Below are 20110 nucleotides of genomic sequence, written 5' to 3' on the forward strand. Positions count from 1 at the left end.
GCCGGCGGCAGCGCTGACGGCCACCCTCTACGGACTGTTCAGCGCCCGCCGCACGGCCCGCGTCAAGCAGGTGGACGTGCCGATCGCCGGCCTGCCCGAGGGCCTGCAAGGCTTCACGATCGCGCAGATCAGCGACATCCATGTCGGCCCGACGGTCAAGAAGCCCTACCTGCAGGCGATCGTCGACCAGGTCAATGCGCTGGACGCCGACGCGGTGGCGATCACCGGCGACCTGGTGGACGGCCGGGTGCGCGACCTGCACGAGGACGTGCAGCCGCTGCGCGAACTGCGTTCGCGCCACGGCACCTTCTTCGTCACCGGCAACCACGAGTACTACAGCGGCGCCGCCGAATGGATGCAGGCGCTGGACGGGCTGGGCCTCAAGGTGCTGAACAACGAGCACGTGGTGCTGGACCACGGCGGCGAGCAGCTGGTGATGGCCGGCGTGGCCGACTTCGGCGCCCACCACTTCGACGAGAGCCACCGCAGCGACCCGCAGCGCGCCCTCGGCGGCGCGCCCGACGATGCGGCGGTGCGCGTGCTGCTGGCCCACCAGCCGCGCAGTGCCGATGCCGCGGCCGCGGCAGGCTTCGACGTGCAGCTCAGCGGCCACACCCACGGCGGCCAGGTCTGGCCCTTCAACCTCTTCGTGCCGCTGCAGCAGCCCTTCACGGCCGGCCTGCACCGGCTGAAGCAGCTGTGGGTGTACGTCAGCCGCGGTACCGGCTACTGGGGCCCGCCGCTGCGCATCGGCGCGCCTTCCGAGATCACCCGGCTCAGGCTGGTGAACGGCTGAGGCCGCCTCCCGCCGCCTGCACCACCCGGTCCCGCCCCTGCTGCTTGCCGGCGTAGGCGGCTTCGTCCGCGGCCTTGAAGAAGGTGTCGAAGTCCATGCCGCGGGCCAGGTCCAGCGTGGCCACGCCGATGCTGGCGGTGACGCTCAGCCCGGCCGGGTGCAGCACGCGCAGCTCCTCCAGCAGCCGCTGGGCCCGCTGCGGCGCGTCGGTGGCGCCGCAGTTGGCCAGCAGCACGACGAACTCCTCGCCGCCATAGCGGGCCGCCACGTCGCCGCTGCGGCAGCTCGATTCCAGCAGCCGGCCGACGGCGGCCAGCACCTTGTCGCCGACGTCGTGGCCGTGGCCGTCGTTGATCTTCTTGAAGTGGTCCAGGTCCACCATCAGCATGGACAGCGCCTCGCCGCGCCGGTGCGCGTTGCCGACCATCTGGCCGCTCACCTCCACCAGGTAGTGGCGGTTGAACAGGCCGGTCAGCGCGTCGCGGATGCTGCGTTCGCGCAGCTCGCGGCGCTGCTGCTGGACCTGGTCGAGCAGCTGCTTGCCGGTGATCAGGTTGCCGACGCGGGCCTTGAATTCCTCCTCGATCACCGGCTTGGAGACGTAGTCGTTGGCGCCCAGGCGCAGCATCTCGACCTTGCGCGCCGCATCCTCCATGCCCGACAGGCCCAGCACCGGGATGCGGCAGATCTCGCCCTCCATCGCCCGCACCGCGCGCACCACGCCCAGGCCGGTCACCTGGCCGGCCAGCACGATGTCGCTGACGATCAGGTCGTACTCCTGCGGCGGTTCCGCGGTCAGGGCGGCCAGCGCGGCCTCGCCGGTGGTGAAGGTGTCCACCGTCAGGCCCATCTTGACCAGGATGTACTTCAGCAGCGCCACCATCGTCGCGCTGTCCTCGACGAGCATCACGCGGCCGCGGTAGTCGGGCTTCAGCCGGCCGATGTATCCCTTCAGCAGCGTGTGCAGCTGGTCCAGCTTGGCCTTGCGGAAGACCTCGGTGACGCCGGCCTCCAGCGCCTGCTGCAGCACCGCCTCGCTCTCGTCGGAGGTGAGCAGCAGCACCGGCATCAGCCGGTGGGCCGACTGCGCGCGCACCCGCCGCGCGATGTCCAGCCCGCTGTGGCCGGGCAGGTGCAGGTCCAGGATCAGCAGGTCGATCAGCGTGTGCTGCAGCACGTCCAGGCCGTGTTCGGTGTCGTCGGTGGCGATGGCCTCGAAGCCCAGCTCGGTCAGCGTGTGCTCGACCAGCTTGCGGTAGATCGGCGAGTCCTCGATCACCAGGGCCTTCATGCGCTGTGCCTGTCGAGTGCTCATGTTCAGATCCTTGCCATTGATTTGAGGCGCAGCGTGATGCGGGCCAGCGGCACCACCTCGTCGATGGCGTGCCGCTCGATGGCCGTCTGCGGCATGCTCGGTGCCACGCAGGTGGCCGGGCTCTGCGCCAGGGTCACGCCGCCGGCGCGGCGCAGCGCCACCAGGCCGTCGGCGCCGTCGTCGCCCATGCCGGTCAGCACCAGGCCCAGCGCATGCCGGCCGCAGCTGCGCGCCACCGACTGGAAGAAGGGCGTGGCCGAAGGCAGGTGCCGGTTCACCGGCGCGCCGGCCAGCAGCTGCGCGCGCAGCCGGGTGCCGGTGCGTACGACCAGCAGGTGGTGGCCGTCCGGCGCGAGGTAGATGCGGCCGGCGGTGAGCACCTCGCCGTCGGCGGCCACGCCGCAGGCCATGCGGGCCTTGCCGTCCAGCCATTCGGCCAGCCCCCCGATGAAGCCCTCGGCGATGTGCTGCACCACCACCACCGGCACCGGGAAGTCCGCCGGCAGCGTGGCCAGCACGTCGGCCAGCGCCTGCGGGCCGCCGGTGGAGGCGGCCACCGCGACCAGGTCCAGCCGGTCCGGGATCGGGGCGAAGCCCATCATCGGCAGCTGCTCGGCGAAGCCGGTGTCGGCGAAGCCGGGCCGGCCCGGCAGCAGGAAGTCGGGGCTGGGCAGGGTGTCGCTGAAGTCGCGGGCTTCCAGGCTGCGCGGCGGCGCGTCGTCCTCGCGGGCCTCGCGCTCCTGCTGGGTCAGCGCGCGGCGGCGGAAGACCTTGATCGCCGACATCGCCCGCACCGTGTCGATCAGGTCGCGCGCCACCGCCTTGAACTTCGGGCTGCCCGGCCCCGGCGGCTTCTGCAGCACCGCCAGCGCGCCGACCTCCAGCGCGCGGAAGCCGATCTGCGAGCGCTCGTCGCCGGCCGCGCCGCGGCCGAGCACGCCGCCGAGCGGGTCGTCCACCAGCGCGCTGACGACCACCACCGGCGTCGGCGTGTCCTGCATGATGCGCCGCGTCGCCTCGATGCCGTCCATCTCGGGCATGCGCACGTCCATCGTCACGATGGCGGGTTTCAGCTGCGCGCACAGCTTCACCGCCTCCGCGCCGTTGGTGGCGTGGCCCACCACCTCCATGTCCGGCTGCGCGTCGAACAGCGTGCGCAGCAGCAGGGCCGTGGAGGGCGAGTCGTCGGCGATGAGGATGCGGATCATCGTCTGCTCGGGTAATCCGTTAGATCAGCTGACCGACTGCGTCCAGGAGCACCTGGCTCTCGAACGCGCCCTTGACGATGTAGGCATCGGCGCCGACCTCGATGCCGCGGCGGCGGTCCTCGTCGCGCGCCAGCGAGGTGACGACGATGACCGGGATCTGCGCCGTCTGCGGCGTGCGGCGGATGCGTTCGGTCAGCTCGAAGCCGTTCATCACCGGCATCTCGATGTCGGTGATCACCAGGTCGAAGCGGTCCTGCTGCAGCAGCTCCCAGCCGCGTGCGCCGTCCACCGCGATGCTGACGCGGTAGCCGCGCGCCTCCAGGATGCCCTTCTCCAGCGTGCGGGTGGTGATCGAGTCGTCGACGATCAGGATGTGCGGCGGGCCGGCCGGCGCCGCGGGGGCCGGGGCCGCCGGCGCATCCGCCGAGGCGAAGCCGGTGCGGCCGGCCTGGCGCTGGGCGGAGTCCACCAGGTCGGCCACGTTGAGCACCATCATGATCTCGCCGCTGCCGGTCAGCGTGGCGCCGCTGATGTGCGGCACCGCGCGCAGCGGCGGCAGCAGGCGCTTGACGACGATCTCGCGCTCGCCCGCCACCTCGTCCACGACGAAGGCCACCTGCGTCCAGCCCTTGCTGACGATCACCACCGGGATGCGCTCGCTGCGGCCCACCACGCGCGGCGGCAGCGCCAGCGTGGCGGCCAGGTTGCGCAGCGCCACCGCGCGGCCGCCCACCAGGATGGCTTGGCTGCCGGCCACGTCGATCACCTGGGCCGCGTCGATCTCCAGGATGCGCTCGACGGCGATGCTCGGGATCACCATGTCCTCGCGGCCGGCGCGCACATGCAGGCCGCGCTCGGTGGCCAGCGTCAGCGGCACGGTCAGCGTGAAGCCGGTGCCGCGGCCGGGCAGGGTGTCCACCCGCACGGCGCCGCCCAGCTGCCGCACGTTGACGGCCACCACGTCCAGGCCCACGCCGCGGCCCGACAGCTCGCTGACCGTCTCGCGCGTGGAAAAGCCGGGCCGGAAGATCAGCTCCAGCTGGTCCTGCGGCGACATCTGCGCCAGCTCCTCGGCCAGCACCAGGCGGCGGGCCAGGGCGGCGGCGGCCACCGCCTCGGCGTCGATGCCGCGGCCGTCGTCCTGCACGACGATGCGGATCTGCCCGCCGGCGCTGGCGACCGAGAGCGCGATCGTCGCCTCCTCGGGCTTGCCCGCGGCGCGGCGCTCGGCCGCCGGCTCGATGCCGTGGTCCACCGCGTTGCGCAGCAGGTGCATCAGCGGGTCGCGCACGCTGTCGATGACCGAGCGGTCCAGCTCGATGTGGTCGCCGCTGACCTCCAGCCGCGCGGCCTTGCCGAGCTGCCGCGCCAGGTCGCGCACCAGCCGCGCCATCGGCCGCAGCGTGGCCGAGATCGGCACCAGCTGCAGCATGCGCACGTCGCCCTGCAGCGAACCGGTGAGGATGGCCATGCGGCTGCTGGTGCGGCGCATCGACTTGCCGAGGGCGCCGGCGGTGGCGCGCAGGTCGCCCAGGTCGCGCAGGCCCTCGTTGAGCTCGGCCAGCTGCTCGGGCGTGAAGATCGCATGGCGCGGCACCGGCCGGGCGCCCACGGTGGAGCGCAGCAGCGGCCGCAGCGCCTGCAGCCGCTGCTCGAGCCGGGCGATCTGGCGGTTCAGGCCCTGCGTGGCGGCGAAGTGCTCGGCCATCGCGATCTTGGCCACCTGCAGCTCCTCGGTCAGCGCGGAGACGCGCTGTAGGCGGGCGGCGGGGACGCGGATCGCGTCGGGCGTCTCGGCGCGGGGCTCGCTGCGTTGCTCGGTCGGCTCGGGGTTCGGCGGCGGCGGTGCTGCCGGCGCGGCCTGCGCCGCTTCCGCCGCCGCTTCGAGCTGCTGCAGCAGCGAGGCCTTGTCGTACGCCGGCGGCCGTTCCTCGCGCGCCGCGGCGGCGGCTTCGCGGATGTGATCCAGCGTGCGCAGGCTCAGGTCGATGGTGGCCGGCGTCAGCGCCAGGCGGCCGGCCCGCCAGGCCATGAACAGCGACTCCAGCCAGTGCGAGAGCTCGGCCACCTCCAGCGCGTCGACGCCACGGGCCGCGCCCTTGACGTTGTGGGCGGCGCGGAAGATCTCGTTGAGCGTGTCGCTGCGGCGCGGCTCCGATTGCGCATCCTTCTCCAGGCGCAGCAGCCCGTCGGTGATGCGCTGCAACTGGTCGCCCAGCTCCGTGCTGAACGTTTCCAGCATCAGGGCCATGAAGTCGGAGTTCAAAGCCATGGCGATCTCAGTCACCCAAGCGGTAGCTGCGAATGCTGTCCCGCATCTCCTGGGCCATCGCATCGAGCTTCTGCACCGCGGCCTTCGTCTGCTGCGTCGAATCGACCGCCTGCCGCGTGGCGCCGTTGATCTCGCGCATCGCGGTGGCGATCTGATCGATGCCGATGCCCTCCTGGCGCACCGCGGCGACGATGTGCTGGCTGGCCAGCGAGGCCTCGCGGATCGCCTCGACCAGGCCCTGCATCGCGTCGCCCACCTGCTGGACCATCAGCGTGCCGCGGTCCACGCTCTTGGAGCCTTCCTCGGTCACCATCACCGCCTTGTCGGTGGCGCGCTGGATGTCGTGCAGGATCGCGTTGACCTGCACGGTCGCCTGCTGGCTCTGCTCGGCCAGGTCCTTCACCTCGGCGGCCACGACGGCGAAGCCCTTGCCGGCCTCGCCGGCCTTGGCCGCCTCGATGGACGCGTTCAGCGAGAGCATCTTCAGCAGCTGGGCCAGGCCGTTGACGGTGCCGGTGATCTCGCCGATCTGCTGGGTCTGCTCGGACAGCGCCATGATCTTCTCGGCGATGTCGCCGACCTGGGCGCGGATCGTGTCCATGCCGGAGATGGTCTTGTCCACGATCTCGGCGCCGCGCTCGCCGCTGGCGCGGGTGCGCTCGGCCACGATGCCCAGCGCCTCGGCCTTCTCCTGCGTCTGGCGCGAGATCGCGCGGATCTCCTCCAGCGTGCTGGTGGTCTGCGTGATCGCGGTGGCCTGCTGGCTGGCGCTGGAGCTCTGCACGCTGACGGCCTCCAGCATCTCCGCCACGGTGAGGCTCAGGCCCTGGCTGGCGTTGCCGGTGCGGCTGGCCATCTCGCCGAGGCCCGCGGTCATCTCGTTGAGCCGCGCGCCGAGCCGGGCCAGGTCGGAGTTGGCCGGCAGCTGCACCCGCACCGACAGGTCGCCCCGCGCCACATGCTCGACGAAGCCGGTGTAGGCGGCCATCGCGCTGTTCAGCTCGGCGGTGACGCCGTGCACATAGGTGTCGATGGCGAGCTGCGAATCGAGGCTGATGATCTTGTTCAGCGCCTCGATCATGCGGTCCGCCTTGCCGGGGCGGAAGCGGTGCCGGCGGGTGATCAGCGGCACGATCATCCGCGCATAGCCCGCGTAGCTGCCGAGGTACCACTGCGGGCCCAGGCCGATGCGGTTGTGCACCACGCCGATCAGCAGCCGCTGGTTGAAATAGGCCTCCCCGTACTCGCCGGAGAACATCTCCAGCGGGTAGCTGCGCTGCTTGGCCTTGAGCCGCTCGACGCTGGAGCCGGCGCGGGTGATCACGTCCAGCAGCGCGGGGACGGTGGCGAGGTTGGTGTAGAAGTTGTCGACGATGCGGTCGGCATGGGGCTCCACCAGCGGCAGGATCTCGCGCAGCAGCCGCGCGTCCGCGTCGGTGAAGTTGATGAAGCGCAGGCGGTTCTGCCGCTCCTCGGCGGAGATGGTGAAGCTGCGCGGGCCGCTCATGTCGTTCATGGATCGGGGTGTCCTCGTCGTCAGGATGTCGGGGCCTGGAGGGCCGGGTCGGAGAGCAGGGCCTGCATGTCCAGCAGGCTGATGCGGCCGTGCAGCAGGCCTTCGATGTAGCCGCGCCTGCGGGTGCCGTCGGAGGGCAGGGCCTCGCCGAGCTGGCCGGGGCGGAAGCTGGCATTGCCCAGCAGCGCATCCACCCGCACGCCCACCAGCAAGCCGGCGGCCTGCACCACGATCACGTCGATGGCGCCGGGCGCCGGCAGCTCCGCGCCGCCGTGCAGGAAGCGGCGCAGGTCCAGCACCACCAGCATCTCGCCGCGCCGGTTGATCACGCCGGCGATGGCCGGCGGCGCACAGGGCACGCGGGTGATGGCGGGCACCTGCATCACCTCCTCGACGAAGCGGTAGGCGATGCCGTACTCCTCGCTCGCGCCGATGCGGAAGTGGACGAAGGACTCGGCGCTGGCCAGGTCCTCGGGGGCCTCGGGGCGGCGGGCCAGGACTTCGGCGCGCTGGCTCAGCACCTGGGCGGCATCGCCGCGGGCGGCCAGTTCGGCGAGGGCGCGGGCCGGGCTCATCCGCCGTCCTCCCGCAGCTCCAGCTCATGCCGCAGGATCTCGATCAGCTGCGCGATGCTGAGATCCGGGTCGCCCAGCAGGCGGCGCGTCGGCGGGCAGCGCTGGGCCAGCGACAGCGCGTTGGACAGGCTCTTCAGCGCCGGGCCGCCCTGGCCCTCAGTGCGCAGCAGCATGCCCAGCTGGTAGTGGGCCTCGAGGAAGGCCGGGTCCAGGAACAGCGCGCGCTTCAGTGCGGTCTTGGCGCTGGCCGCATCGCCGGCCTCCTGCAGCAGCAGCGCCTGCAGGAAGTGCAGCTGCTTGTCGGTGGCCGCGAGCTGCAGCGCCTGGCCGCAGCGCTGCAGCGCCTCGGCGTGGCGGCCCAGGTTGCCGTAGGCGGTGGCCAGCAGCTGAAGTTCGCCGGCGCAGCCGCCGGGCGGTCCGGGGTCCAGCGCGACCACGTCCAGCCAGCGGCGCGCGGCGCTCAGCGCGCGCAGGCGCTCCAGCAGCGACGGGGCCTGCGCGAGCGCATCGGCCGCGGGCGCGGCTGGCGGCCGCTCGGGCAGCGGCTTGCGGTAGAAGAACATGCCGCTGCGCTGCCCGGCCTGCAGGCCCTCGATCCGCGTGTCGACGATGTCCGACGGGCCCAGCAGCAGCACCCCGCCCGGGGCCAGGCATTGCACCAGCCGCGCCAGGATGCGGCGCACCAGGGCCGGGTCGAAGTAGATGAACACGTTGCGGCACAGGATCAGGTCCATCGTGTGCGTGTCCGTGAGCACCGAGGGGAAGGTCTCGCTGGCCAGGTTCAGCCAGGCGAAGCGGGTCATCGCCTGCACCGCCGGATCGACCCGCCAGGCCGCCGGCTGCCCCTCGGCCTGCCGCCGCTGGAAGTGGCGCTCGCGCTGGGCCGCGTCCACGCCGCGCAGCGACCACTCGCGGTACTCGCCGTGCAGCGCGGTGGCCAGGCCCTCGGTGTTGATGTCGGTGCCCAGCAGGTGCAGGTTCCAGCCGGCGGTGCGGCCATCCAGCAGCTGGTGCAGCAGCATCGCCACCGAGTACAGCTCCTGCCCCTGCGCGGCGGCGGCGCTCCAGACGCGCAGCGTGCGCCCCGCGGCCTGGCGCTCGCGCAGCAGGGCCGGCAGGAACTCCTCGCGCAGGAAGGCCATCTGCGCCGCATCGCGGAAGAAGAAGCTCTCGCCGACGGTGACGCGCCCGACCAGGTAGTTCAGCTCCGGCGCCGCGTCGTTGAGCGCGGCGAAGCTGTCGGCCAGGTGGCGGGCCGAGGCATAACCGAAATGTCCGGCGGCATCGGCCAGCGCCTGCTCCAGGTCGGCATGCAGGTGCTCGGGGATCACCAGGCCCAGGCGCTGGCGGATCAGCGGCGCCATCGATGCGGCCAGCGCGAGGCCGCTGCCCCGCTCGACCGGATGGCCCGCCGCGCCGGTCATCGCGGCCCGGCCCCCTGCAGCAGGGCCCCGATGTCGAGCATGAAGCTCAGGCTCTCGCCACGCTCGAACACGCAGACGAAGGGCGACCCCTGCTCGCCGGCGGCCAGCGGGCGGCCGCGGCGGTCGGCGTCGTCCAGCGGGCCCACGCCGTCCACCCGCTGCACCAGCAGCCCGGCGCTGCGCCGGCCGTCGCTGCACAGCAGGACCGGCGTGTCGAGGTCATAGGCATGGGCGGGGCGCTGCAGCCACAGGGCCAGGTCCAGCACCGGAAGGATCTCGCCGCCCAGGTTCAGCAGGCCCAGGACCCAGGGCGGGGCCTGCGGCAGCTCCTGCAGGGCCATGATCGGCAGCACCCGGGTGACGCACTCCAGCGGCAGGCACAGGTGAAGACCTGGCACCGCGAAGTGCAGGGCCTGCGACGAGGCCGCGCTGCGCGGGCGGCGCCGGCGTTCCGCAGCGGGGGCGAGGATGGCGGACATCGAAACTCGGCCGGGCGGCCCCGCAAGGCAGCCCGTTCTCCCTCGTGACTGAAGCTGCTTTTCGCTGTGGCGGACCGTCGGCAGGACCGGTCCGGCTTGAGGACATCATCCCCTCACATAACGATCTATGTTAGCGGCATCGGATCAGGGTTATCCCCCTTTTTTCGGGCGGGGTGCGCCCTGCCGCGAGGGCGCTCGCGAATGCTATTGTTCCGGCTCGCCTGCGTCCTCGCCCTTGATGGAAGAAGTCATGCAAGACCTGCAACGGAATCTGGACAGTTCGGTGCAGCGCACGCTGCGGCTGGCGCTGGCGGGACTCTCCTCGGTGCTGTTGCTGGCGGTGGCGATGCTGCTGTTCGGCTCGCAGTACCAGGGCGACCGGCTGGACACCTTGCAGGCCGATCGCGCGGCCCCGCTGCGGGCGCTGCAGCGGGTGGGCTACCTGCTCAACGTGGCGATGCCCGCGGCCCTGAACGAGTCAGGCGGCAGCCCGCAAGTGCCCGAGCCCCCGGCGGCCGAAGGCTGGCGCGAGGTGGACGCGCTGTGGCAGGCCTTCCTGGCCGGCTACCTGAATGCCGACGAGGCCGCGCTGGCGCGCCAGGCCACGGCGCAGATCGACGAGCTGCGGCGACAGGCGCCGCAGCACTATCGCGAGAAGCTGGCTCCGCTCAATGCGAGCCTGGACAAGCTCGGCGAGGCGAAGCTGCGCGCGGGCGAGACCGCGCTGCTCGAAGCCCGCGCGGCCAACCGCTGGGCCTGGATCTGCGGGCTGGCGCTGGGCCTGCTGGGGCTGGCGCTGATCGCGCTGGTGGTGCACCTGGTGTCCGTGCGGGTGGTGATCCCGATCCGCGACAGCGCGCGCGCCATCGCCGCGCTGGCCGACGGGCAGACCGGGCTCTCGCTGGAGTCGCTGCGCCTGCGCGGCGAGTTCGGCAATGTGGGCGAGCAGCTCAAGCGCCTGCAGGCGCTGCTGGTCGAGCGCTCGCGCCTGCTGGCCGAGGAGCAGGAGGCGCTGCGCATGCTGCGCAGCGCGCAGGCCGACCTGATCGAGGCTGAGAAGCTGGCCTCGCTGGGCGGTCTGGTGGCGGGCGTGGCGCACGAGCTGAACACGCCGCTGGGCGTGGCCGTCTCGCTCGCGAGCAGCCTGCGCGACCGCAGCCGGCACCTGGCCGCCGACGTCGAGACCGGCCCGCTGCGGCGCTCGCAGCTCGACGACTTCGTCGCCGCCGTGAGCGAAGCCTCCACGCTGATCGAGAACAATATGGTCCGCGCGGCCGAGCTGATGCGCAGCTTCAAGCAGGTGGCCGTGGACCGCACCGGCATGCAACGCCGGCGATTCGATCTGGGCACCATGGTCGGCGAGGTGGTGGCCTCGTTGAAACCGGCCTACGGGCGCAACGGCGTGGAGCTGATCAACGAGGTGCCCTCGGGCCTCGGCCTGGAGAGCTACCCCGGCGCGCTGGGCCAGGTGCTGAGCAACCTGATCATCAACGCCGTCGTGCACGGCCTGAACCGCCGCAACGGCCGGGTGCGCATCGCGCTGGCCAGCGCGGCGGACGCCGATCCGCTGAGCCTGAGCGTCAGCGACGACGGCGCGGGCATGAGCCCGGCCGTGCAGGAGCGGGCCTTCGAGCCCTTCTTCAGCACCCGGCTGGGCCAGGGCGGCAGCGGCCTGGGCCTGGCCATCGTGCGCAATATCGTGATCTCGATGCTGGGTGGCCAGGTCGAGCTGCAAAGCTCGCCGGGCCAGGGCACCTGCTTCACGCTGGAGCTGCCGCTCGTGGCGCCGGACGCCGCCGCCGAACTGGACCTGATGCCCAAGGTGATGTTCGCCCACGAGCCGGTGGCGCTGGCCTGAACCAAGCAAAAAGCCGCAGCGGCTGCTGCGGCTTTTGTTCGGAAGGCGACCCGATCAGTGGGTCTTGCGGCGCCGTGCCACCCAGCCGATCACGCCCAGGCCCGCGGCCAGCATCGCGTAGGTGCCGGGTTCCGGCACCGCAGTGGCGAAGTTCACCGAGCCTCCGCCCTGGCGGATCAGGAAGCCGCCGGCGAAGGTCTCCACCTGCGAGCTGGTGTTCGAGAAGGCGGTCGAGGCCAGGTTGTAGAAGTCCGTCGGCGACTGGAAGAAGGCGGTGCCGGCGGGCAGCACGCTCAGGGTCAGCTTGGCGCTGCCGGAGGGCGTGAAGGTGCCGTCGCCGTTCGGAATGGTGACGGCGCTGCCGCTGATCAGGTTGCCGGTGGCCAGGGCCACCGGGTTGGCGGCGGTGGTCGTGGCGGTGCTGCCGCTGAAGTCGAAGGTGGCGGTGCCGCTGTAGCCGTAGATCGTGTAGCTCAGCGTGCTGAAGCTGGCCTTGGTGATGTCGGTCGTCGGGTCGCCGGTGGGCGTCGTGCCGGTGCCGGAGAACTGGATGTAGAAGCCGTAGCTGCTGTTCAGGCCGGCCGGCGTGAAGGTGCTGTTGGCGGTCTGCGCGGAGCTGATGCTCAGGTAGCCGGCATCGGTGAAGGTGCCGTTGCCGTTGAAGGTGATCGACGAGTAGTCGGACACCAGCAGGTTGTTGGCGGTGAAGACGGGGCTGGAGACGCCGGGGATGGCGCTCGGGTTCAGCGTGAAGCTGGGCAGCGTGGCGGCGCCGGCTGCGCCCGCGGCCAGCGTCACCAGCAGCGCGGCCGGGATGCGCAGGGACAAGGAGGTGTTCATGTGTTCGAGGCTCCTGGATCGATCTGGGGGATCCCCGGCAGGATGTGCCAAGTTTTCCGCCAGCCATCATCGATAGGGATTGTGTTGGCCGCATGACAGGCGGGCAAGTCTGGTTGGCCCTGCCCCCTGCGACTGGGGGGTGGACAGTGAAAACCCCAGCAACTAGAGACTGCTGACAAGGAACGCAGCGGTCGTGCCTGGCGCAGCGCCGAGAATGCCGCCCATGAATCTCGCAAGCCTGCTGCGTCTGCTGACGCTGGCCGCCATCTGGGGCGGCAGTTTCCTGTTCATGCGCATCGTCGTGCCGGCCCTTGGCGCCGTGCCCACCGCCTTCGGCCGCGTCGTGCTCAGCAGCGCCGGGCTGCTGGCGCTGATCGGGCTGATGCGGGTGCCGCTGGCCTTCCACGGCAAGTTCCGCTCGACGCTGCTGCTGGGCGCGGTCAATTCCGGCATGCCCTTCCTGCTGTTCTCGCTGGCGGCGCGGGTGCTGCCGGCCGGCTACAGCGCGATCCTGAACGCCACCGCGCCGCTGATGGGCGTGGTGATCGGCGCGCTGGGCTTCCACGAACAGCTGACGGTTGCCAAGGCGTCCAGCGTGCTGATCGGCCTGGTGGGCGTGGCGGTGCTGGCGCAGGCGGGGCCGGTCACGCCCGACGCGGCGCTGGTGCTGGGCGTGGGCCTTTGCCTGGCCGCCACCGCCTGCTACGGGCTGGCCACCTACCTGACGCGGCGCTGGATCAGCGAGCGCGGCGGGCTGGACAGCCGCATCACCGCCCTGGGCAGCCAGCTCGGCGCGGTGCTTTCGCTGCTGCCCTTCGCTGTCTGGAACCTGGCCAGCCGGCCGCCCGCGTGGAGCGAGGTCAGCGGCCAGGCCTGGCTGGCGCTGGTGGCGCTGGGCCTGGTCTGCACCTCGGTGGCCTACATTCTCTACTTCCGCCTGATCGCCGACCTGGGCCCGCTGAAGGCGCTGACGGTGACCTTCCTGATCCCGGCCTTCGGCGTGCTGTGGGGCTGGGCCTTCCTGGGCGAGCCGGTCGGGCTGGCGCACCTGGCCGGCGGCGGGCTGATCGGGGTGGCGCTATGGCTGGTGCTGCGGCCGGCTCGCTGAATCGAGGGCGGCGCGCAGCATCGACAGGTAGGGCTCGTGTTCCTGCAGGTCGTTGTGCGCGGCGCCTTCGATCAGGGCCAGCTCGCCGCGGCGGGCCAGCGGCAGCAGGCTCTCGCTGTGGCTGGGCGGGATCAGCGTGTCCAGCGTGCCATGCAGCAGCAGCACCGGGCCCTCGATGCGCGGCAGGTCCCGGTCGCTCCTGAGCGGATAGCGCAGCACCCGGCGCGGCACGTAGGGGAAGTGCAGGTCGGTCACCGCCTGCATGCTGAGGTAGGGCGAGACGAGGATGGTGAGCGCCGGCTGCACCTCGGCGGCGAGGCCCGTGGCCAGCCCGGTGCCGAGCGAGCGGCCGTAGATCACCCGGGGCGCGTCGCCGTAGCGGGGCGCGATGAAGTCCCAGGCGGCGCGCACGTCGGCGCGCAGCTCGGCCTCGCTGCGGATGCGGCCGCTGCTCTTGCCGTAGCCGCGGTAGTCGATCATGAACAGGTCCCAGCCGGCCTGGCGGTAGAAGTCGGCGTTGACGAACCAGCGCTCCAGGTTGCCGGCATTGCCGTGCAGGTAGAACACCAGGCCCCTGGGCTGCGCCTGCTTCAGGTGCAGGGCCGACAGCGTCGCGCCGGGCACCGGCACGCTCACTTCCTCGACATCGGCTGCCAGCATCGAGAAGCGATGGTCCGGCGGCAGCGGCTCGGCCTCGAACAGCGAGCGCTCCTGGTGGAAGTACAGCCAGGCCACGGCCATCAGCACGCCGGCGACGAGGGCGCCCAGCAGGCCGAGGATGAAGGGCAGCGTGCTCACCGCGGCGCCAGCAACTGCGTCTGGCCGATGGCCAGCGTGAAGAACTCGTCGTCCGGCAGGCCGAGGGCGCGGCGCTGCGCCTCGAGCTGGCGCGGTGGCTCGTCCAGCGGCTCGTCGGTCAGCTCGAAGGTGCCCCAATGGATGCCCAGCGAGCGCTTGGCGCCGAGGTCCGCATGGATCTTCAGCGCCTCCTCCACGTTGACGTGCTGCTCGGTCATGAACCAGCGCGGCTCGTAGGCGCCGATCGGCAGCAGTGCGATGTCGAAGCCGCCGCCCTGCGCGGCCGTCTGGCGGCCGGCCAGGTGGCGGCGGATGTCGGCGAAGTCGCGCGAGTAGCCGGTGTCGCCGGCGAAGAACAGGTGGCAGTCCGGCGCCAGCAGGGCGAAGCCGCCCCACAGCGTCTTCATCCGGTCGCCGATGCCGCGGGCCGACCAGTGCTGGGCCGGCACCAGCATCAGCTCCACCGTGCCGGCCGAGGTCTGCATCATGTGGCTCTGCCACCAGTCCAGCTCCACGAAGCTCCGGATGCCGCGCCGGCGCAGCCAGTCGCCCAGGCCCAGGGGCACGGCGAAGCAGGGCGGGCCGCCGCGCTGGCGGGCCAGCACCTCCACCGAGGCTTCGTCCAGGTGGTCGTAGTGGTTGTGCGACACCATCACCAGGTCGATGCGCGGCAGCTGGCTCAGGCTCAGCGCCGGTGGCTGGTGCCGCCTGGGGCCGATGAAGGACAGCGGCGAGGCCCGCTCGGAGAAGACCGGATCGGTCAGCACATTGAGCCCGCCGAGCTGGGCCAGCACGGTCGAATGGCCGATCCAGGTCATGGCCGGCTGCCGCGGCGCGGCGATCAGCGCGAGATCGGGCGCCACCTGCGGGATCGGTGTCGTCGGCGGCTTCGGCCTGCCGGCCGCGGCCGCCTCGCGCCGCCAGCGCAGCACCTCGGCGAGGCTGCGCGGCTTGAACTCCAGGTAGTTGTTCTGGAAGGTGCCCTTGCGATGATGAGACGGCCGGCTGCTCATTCAACGCAGCATAGCGTCAGGTCTTGACGACCAGCTGGTCGCGCCGCGCCATCTCGCGGAAGCGCCAGGCCCACAGCCCGGCCACCGCCATCGTGCCGACGCCGCCCAGCACGACCGAGCCCACCGGCCCCAGCAGCGCCGCGGTGGCGCCCGACTCGAACTCGCCCAGCTGGTTGCTGGCGCCGATGAAGATGGACGTTACGGCGCTGACCCGGCCGCGCATCGCGTCGGGGGTCTCCAGCTGCACCAGGGTCTGGCGGATCACCACGCTGACCGTGTCCGCCGCCCCCGAGACCGCCAGCGCCAGCATCGAGACGGCGAAGCTGTGCGACAGGCCGAAGACCACCATGGCCGCGCCGAACAGGGCGACCGCGCCCAGCAGCTTGGGCCCCGCATGCCGGCGCAGCGGCCGCCGCGTCAGCGCCACCGACATCGCCAGCGCGCCCACCGCCGGCGAAGCCCGCAGCAGGCCCAGGCCCCAGGGGCCGGTGTGCAGGATGTCCCGGGCGAAGATGGGCAGTAGCGCGGTGGCGCCGCCCAGCAGCACCGCGAACAGGTCCAGCGAGACCGCGCCCAGGATCACCTTGCGGTGCCAGACGAAATCCACCCCGGCGAATACCGTCTTCAGCGACACCGGCTCCGCCTTGCGCGGCGCCTTGACGTAGTGCACGCGCAGCATCTGCACCGCCGCCGCGCCGAAGCACAGCGCGCAGAAGGCCTGCACCGCGCTGGCGCCGGCCACGTAGAGCAGGCCGCCCAGCGCCGGGCCGGCGATCGTCGTGACCTGCATGCCGGCGGTGCTGAAGGCCATGCCCTGGGGCAGCAGCGCGGGCGGCAGCAGCATCGGCGTGAGCGCCTGGCTGGCCGGTTGCTGGAAGGCGCGGGCCACGCCCAGCAGCACCGAGACCACCAGCAGCAGCTCGCGGGAGACCCAGTGCCCCTCGGTCGACGCCATCAGCAGCAGTGCGCAGGCCGCCTGCAGCAGCAGGCAGGCGCCGACGATGCGGCCGCGGTGCAGCACGTCGGCCACGTGGCCGGCCACCAGCGTCAGCAGCAGGGCCGGCGCGAACTGGTACAGGCCCACCAGGCCCAGGTCCCAGGCGCTGCCGGTCAGGTCGTACATCTGCCAGCCGATGGCCACCATCAGCATCGCGCTGCCGAGCGAGGAGCCGAGCCGGCCGAACCAGAAGCGGATGAAGTCGCGCTGGCGGAGGATGTCTTGCAGGGAGGAGGTCGGGGCGGTAGTGCTGCCGGTCATGCTACGAACGTCTAGGAAGGCGGGCGCAAGTGTCGTTGAATCCGCGCCTAACCGCTAAAGTCAGCGCATGCCGGAGACCCCCGACATCATCCCCGAACTGGAACGCCGCCTGCGTGCGCAGACGGCCGGCGAGGTCCATGCCGATGCCGCCGGACGTGGCCGTTATGCCACCGACGCCTCCATCTACCAGCTGATGCCGGCCTGCGTGCTGGTGCCGCGCAGCGAGGACGACGTGGCCGCCGCCATCGCCGTCTGCCGCGAGCTGCAGGTGGCCGTCGTGCCGCGCGGCGCGGGCACCGGCGAGGCCGGCCAGGCGCTGGCGGCGGCGCCCGGCAACACGCTGGTGATCGACTGCAGCCGGCACCTGAACCGCCTGCTGGCGCTGGACGAGCAGGCCCGCACCGTCACCGTCCAGCCGGGCATGACGCTGGCCGCGCTGAACGAGCAGCTGCGCCCGCGGGGCCTGTGGCTGCCACTGGACATCGACTCCGCGTTCGAGGCCACGCTGGGCGGCATGGCCGGCACCGATGCGGCCGGGCCGCGGGCGCTGGGCTATGGCTCGATGGCCCAGCAGGTGCAGTCGATCTCGGCCTGGATGGCCGACGGCGAGCTGCTGGACTTCGGCCCGGTGGCCGGCCTGCCCTCAGGCGGGCGGGCCGCCGCGCTGGCTGCCCGGCTGCGCGCGCTGACGGGCGCCTGCGCGGCCGAGCTGGAGCAGCACTGGCCGCGGGTGTCGGCCGGCATCGGCGGCTACCGCCTTGATCTCTTCGACAACCGCCGGCCGCGGCCCACCGCCGCCGGCAGCCATGTCGGCGAGGCCAACCTGGCGCACCTGCTGGTCGGGGCCGAGGGCTCGCTGGCCTTCGTCCGCAGCCTGACGCTGCGCCTGCGGCCGCTGCCGGCCGCGCGGGTGCTGGGGCTGATCAGCCTGCGCACGCTGGCCGGCGTGCTGGAGCTGGTGCCGCCGCTGCTGGCCCAGTTCAAGCCGACCGCCTTCGAGCTGCTGGAGCCGGCCGCCTGCACGCCCGGTGCCGACCCCTTCACGCTGCTGATCGAGCTCAGCGGCGACGACCCCGCGCAGCTGCAGACGCGCCTGGCCGAGATGGCGGTGCTGCTGCGCGAGCGCAACCTGCCGCCCGGCTGCATCGTGCGGGTGACGGACGAGGCGCAGCAGCAGGCCGTCTGGGCGCGCCGCCGCGCCGCGCTGATGGCCCGCCGCCGGCCCGCCGGCCCGGCGCGCCCGACCTCCTTCATCGACGGCTGCGCGGTGCCCGTCCCCCAGCTGCCCGCCTACGTGGACGCGCTGGACAAGCTGCTGCGCCGGCACGGCATCGACGTCGAGGGCTGGCATGGCCCGGTGGGCCTCGGTCAGCTGCATCCGCGGCCGCGGCTGGACATGCGCCAGCACGGTTCCAAGGGCGGCACGGCGGTGATGCGCAAGCTCGCGGAGGAGGTCTCGGTGCTGGTGCGCCGCTTCCGCGGTTCCTACGGCAACGGCGGCCTGGTCGGCGGCGAGTGGCTGGACTGGCAGTTCGGCAGCAAGCTCAACGAGGCCCTGCGCGCCGTCAAGAACGAGTTCGACCCCGGCTTCCTGTTCAACCCCGGCAAGATCGTGCGGCCGGGCAAGATGGACGATCCGGCGCGGCTGCGATTCCCGCCGCGCGGCGCGCCGCGGCCCTACAAGATCATGGAGATCAAGCCGGCGCTGGCCTGGGCGGAAAGCGGCGAACTGCCCGGGCTGGTGCAGGCGGTCGAGGCCTGCGACGGCCTGGCCACCTGCACTGCCGCCGGCGTCTGCCCCAGCGAGCAGGCGCTCCAATCGGAGACCCATGGCGTGCGCGGCCGTGCCAACACGCTGCGCCTGGCCCTGTCGGGGCAGCTCGATGGCGGCCTGGGTGGCCCGGCGGTGCAGGAAGCGCTGGCGACATGCACGGGCTGCAAGGCCTGCCGCAGCGGCTGCCCGAGCGGTGTGGACATCGCACGGCTGCAACTGGAGGCCGCGGCCCAGCGCGCCGCGGCGCGGCCACCCACGCGGCGCGAGCAGCTCTATGCCAGCCTGCCGGCCGACGTGCATTCGGGCCTGCGCGCCTGGCTGGTGCGCCAGCGCAACCGCTCGCCCTGGCTGGCGCGTCTGGCCGAGAAGCATCTGCAGCTGAGCCCGCGCCGCGCGTTGCCCGAGTGGCGACCGGCGGAGACCTTCTGGCGCAGCGCCGAGGGGCTGGACAGCCTGCCCGCCACGCTGGCCGCGGCGCCCAAGGCGGCGGTGCTGTTCGTCGACACCTTCAACGGCGCCTTCGAGGCGGCCAACGCGCGCGCCGCCGTGCGGGTGCTGAAGGCGGCCGGCTACACGCTGCACAGCCCGGCCGCGCCCGCCAAGGCGGGCCACCTGTGCTGCGGGCGCACGGCGCTGGCCGTCGGGCAGGTGGCGCTGGCGCGCAGCCGGCTGGCTGCGCTGCTGGCCGCGCTGGCGCCAGCGGCGCAGGCGGGCCTGCCGATCGTGGGCCTGGAGCCGGCCTGCCTGCTGATGCTGCGCGAGGAGGCGCAGGCGCTGGGCCTGGGCGATCAGGCCGCGCAGGTCGCGTCGCAGGCCCTGCTGTTCGAGGAGTTCATCGCCCGCGAGGCACGCGCGGGCCGCTTCGCGCTGAAGCTCAAGCCCGCCGAGGCGCCGCTGCTGGTGCACGGCCATTGCCACACCAGAGCCGCCGGCGCGGTGGCGCCCATCCTCGAGGTGCTGCGGATGATCCCCGGGGCCGAGCCCGCGTTGGCCGAGGCGGCCTGCTGCGGCATGGGCGCCGGCCTGGGCTTCGAGGCGGAGCACGAGGCCGCCTCGCTGCAGATCGCCGAGCAGGCGCTGCTGCCGGCGCTGCGGGCACGGCCCGAGGCCCTCGTGCTGGCCGACGGCTGCGCCTGCCGCCGGCAGATCGCGCACGGCGCGCAGCGCGAGGCGCTGCATGTGGCGCGGCTGCTGGAGCGGCAGTTGCTCAGCTGACGGCGGGCTTCAGCGGCGCGGGCTGCTTCTCGCTGCGGGCCAGCCCTTCGTCCAGGCAGGCCCAGCCGGGTGCGCTGGCGGTCCAGATATTGGCGCTGGGCTTGACCGAGGACGGATCGTCGAGCGTGCCGACGCGCACGACCGTCAGGCCCGGCCGGCCGGTCGAGTCCGCGAACAGGTGGCTGCCGCAGTTCGCGCAGAAGCGCCGCGTGACCTGGTTGCCGCTGTCGGCGCCGCTGGTGTAGGCCGCCGGCGTGCCGGTGATCTCGATCGCCTCGCTGGGGAAGATCACGTTGACGGTGCCGTTGGACGAGAGGTGCTGGCAGTCGCGGCACCAGCAGATGCGCGAGACGACGGGGTCGGCGCCGATGGCGTAGCGCACCTGGCCGCAGAGGCAGCCGCCGGTTCGGGTCGTGGTCATGATGAAGATGCTCCAGCCTTCCTGAAGGTGAGGTTGATGCGTTGCCGCCCGGTCAGCGGGTGCGAGCCCTCGGCCAGCGGCAGCACGCCGTGGAAACGCAGCCGCGAGGGGCCGCCCCAGACGACGACGTCCCCGTGTTCCAGCGGCAGCCGCGCCGGCCGCTCGCTGCGCGCCAGCCCGCCGAACAGGAACACCGCCGGCAAGCCCAGCGAGACGCTGACGATCGGCTGTGCGTAGTCC

The 20110-nt window shown here is 72.4% G+C and carries 17 protein-coding genes; 4 read left to right on the forward strand and 13 right to left on the reverse strand.

Going from position 1 to position 20110, the window contains the following annotated elements:
* A partial coding sequence (locus tag B0W88_RS18515) for a metallophosphoesterase (protein WP_077036119.1) occupies positions 1–796 on the forward strand: 796 nt, incomplete at its 5' end.
* On the opposite strand, the gene B0W88_RS18520 is transcribed toward B0W88_RS18515, so the two are convergent.
* Genes B0W88_RS18520 through B0W88_RS18550 form a run of 7 tightly spaced genes read right to left on the reverse strand, consistent with a single transcriptional unit; the run spans position 777 to position 9585 of the window.
* Complete coding sequence (locus tag B0W88_RS18520) at positions 777–2111, reverse strand: diguanylate cyclase (protein ID WP_083748880.1); 1335 nt, start codon at positions 2109–2111, stop codon at positions 777–779. The genes B0W88_RS18515 and B0W88_RS18520 overlap by 20 nt on opposite strands.
* Positions 2112–2113: 2 nt before the next feature.
* A complete protein-coding gene (gene cheB / locus B0W88_RS18525; protein ID WP_077036121.1) occupies positions 2114–3319 on the reverse strand; it encodes a chemotaxis-specific protein-glutamate methyltransferase CheB in 1206 nt (401 codons plus the stop codon).
* Between the two features lie 19 nt (positions 3320–3338).
* A complete protein-coding gene (locus B0W88_RS18530; RefSeq protein WP_077036122.1) occupies positions 3339–5591 on the reverse strand; it encodes a response regulator in 2253 nt (750 codons plus the stop codon).
* 7 nt (positions 5592–5598) lie between these two features.
* Positions 5599–7107 carry a globin-coupled sensor protein gene (locus B0W88_RS18535; RefSeq protein ID WP_083748882.1) on the reverse strand — a complete coding sequence of 503 codons (1509 nt, stop codon included), beginning with the start codon at positions 7105–7107 and terminating at the stop codon, positions 5599–5601.
* A 20-nt stretch (positions 7108–7127) separates the two neighbouring features.
* Positions 7128–7682 (reverse strand): chemotaxis protein CheW, encoded by a 555-nt coding sequence (locus B0W88_RS18540; protein WP_077036124.1) that lies wholly within the window; start codon positions 7680–7682, stop codon positions 7128–7130.
* Complete coding sequence (locus B0W88_RS18545; protein ID WP_077036125.1) at positions 7679–9106, reverse strand: protein-glutamate O-methyltransferase CheR; 1428 nt, start codon at positions 9104–9106, stop codon at positions 7679–7681. The genes B0W88_RS18540 and B0W88_RS18545 overlap by 4 nt, the downstream gene beginning before the upstream one ends.
* The gene (locus B0W88_RS18550; protein WP_077036126.1) at positions 9103–9585 is read right to left on the reverse strand and encodes a chemotaxis protein CheW; all 483 of its coding nucleotides are present in this window, start codon (positions 9583–9585) and stop codon (positions 9103–9105) included. Before B0W88_RS18550 ends, B0W88_RS18545 begins: the two co-directional genes overlap by 4 nt.
* Positions 9586–9835: 250 nt before the next feature.
* On the opposite strand from B0W88_RS18550, the gene B0W88_RS18555 reads away from it, so the two are divergent.
* Positions 9836–11443 (forward strand): sensor histidine kinase, encoded by a 1608-nt coding sequence (locus B0W88_RS18555; RefSeq protein ID WP_077036127.1) that lies wholly within the window; start codon positions 9836–9838, stop codon positions 11441–11443.
* A gap of 54 nt (positions 11444–11497) precedes the next feature.
* Here B0W88_RS18555 and pepA read toward each other — a convergent pair whose 3' ends face one another.
* Positions 11498–12283 carry a flocculation-associated PEP-CTERM protein PepA gene (gene pepA, locus B0W88_RS18560; RefSeq protein ID WP_077036128.1) on the reverse strand — a complete coding sequence of 262 codons (786 nt, stop codon included), beginning with the start codon at positions 12281–12283 and terminating at the stop codon, positions 11498–11500.
* 223 nt (positions 12284–12506) lie between these two features.
* On the opposite strand from pepA, the gene B0W88_RS18565 reads away from it, so the two are divergent.
* Entirely contained in the window at positions 12507–13391 is an 885-nt protein-coding gene (locus B0W88_RS18565) for a DMT family transporter (protein WP_077036132.1), read from the forward strand.
* Here B0W88_RS18565 and B0W88_RS18570 read toward each other — a convergent pair.
* Genes B0W88_RS18570 through B0W88_RS18580 form a run of 3 tightly spaced genes read right to left on the reverse strand, consistent with a single transcriptional unit; the run spans position 13362 to position 16460 of the window.
* Entirely contained in the window at positions 13362–14189 is an 828-nt protein-coding gene (locus tag B0W88_RS18570; RefSeq protein ID WP_198937870.1) for an alpha/beta hydrolase, read from the reverse strand. The two genes, B0W88_RS18565 and B0W88_RS18570, sit on opposite strands and share 30 nt — an antisense overlap.
* Complete coding sequence (locus B0W88_RS18575) at positions 14186–15202, reverse strand: MBL fold metallo-hydrolase (RefSeq protein WP_077036129.1); 1017 nt, start codon at positions 15200–15202, stop codon at positions 14186–14188. The genes B0W88_RS18570 and B0W88_RS18575 overlap by 4 nt, the downstream gene beginning before the upstream one ends.
* Before the next feature lie 16 nt (positions 15203–15218).
* Entirely contained in the window at positions 15219–16460 is a 1242-nt protein-coding gene (locus B0W88_RS18580) for an MFS transporter (RefSeq protein ID WP_083748883.1), read from the reverse strand.
* A 67-nt stretch (positions 16461–16527) separates the two neighbouring features.
* Between B0W88_RS18580 and B0W88_RS18585 the strand changes: the two genes are divergently transcribed.
* Positions 16528–19449, forward strand: coding sequence for an FAD-binding and (Fe-S)-binding domain-containing protein (locus B0W88_RS18585; RefSeq protein WP_144006843.1), 2922 nt, complete (start codon positions 16528–16530; stop codon positions 19447–19449).
* On the opposite strand, the gene B0W88_RS18590 is transcribed toward B0W88_RS18585, so the two are convergent.
* Together B0W88_RS18590 and B0W88_RS18595 are read right to left on the reverse strand one after the other, a co-directional pair.
* Positions 19442–19870 carry a GFA family protein gene (locus tag B0W88_RS18590; RefSeq protein WP_077036130.1) on the reverse strand — a complete coding sequence of 143 codons (429 nt, stop codon included), beginning with the start codon at positions 19868–19870 and terminating at the stop codon, positions 19442–19444. The genes B0W88_RS18585 and B0W88_RS18590 overlap by 8 nt on opposite strands.
* Positions 19867–20110 (reverse strand): alpha-ketoglutarate-dependent dioxygenase AlkB (locus tag B0W88_RS18595; protein WP_198937871.1); only part of this gene is annotated, 244 nt, incomplete at its 5' end. The genes B0W88_RS18595 and B0W88_RS18590, both read right to left, overlap by 4 nt.

The sequence above is a fragment of the Pelomonas sp. KK5 genome, from assembly GCF_001984095.1.
Lineage (GTDB): Bacteria > Pseudomonadota > Gammaproteobacteria > Burkholderiales > Burkholderiaceae_C > KK5.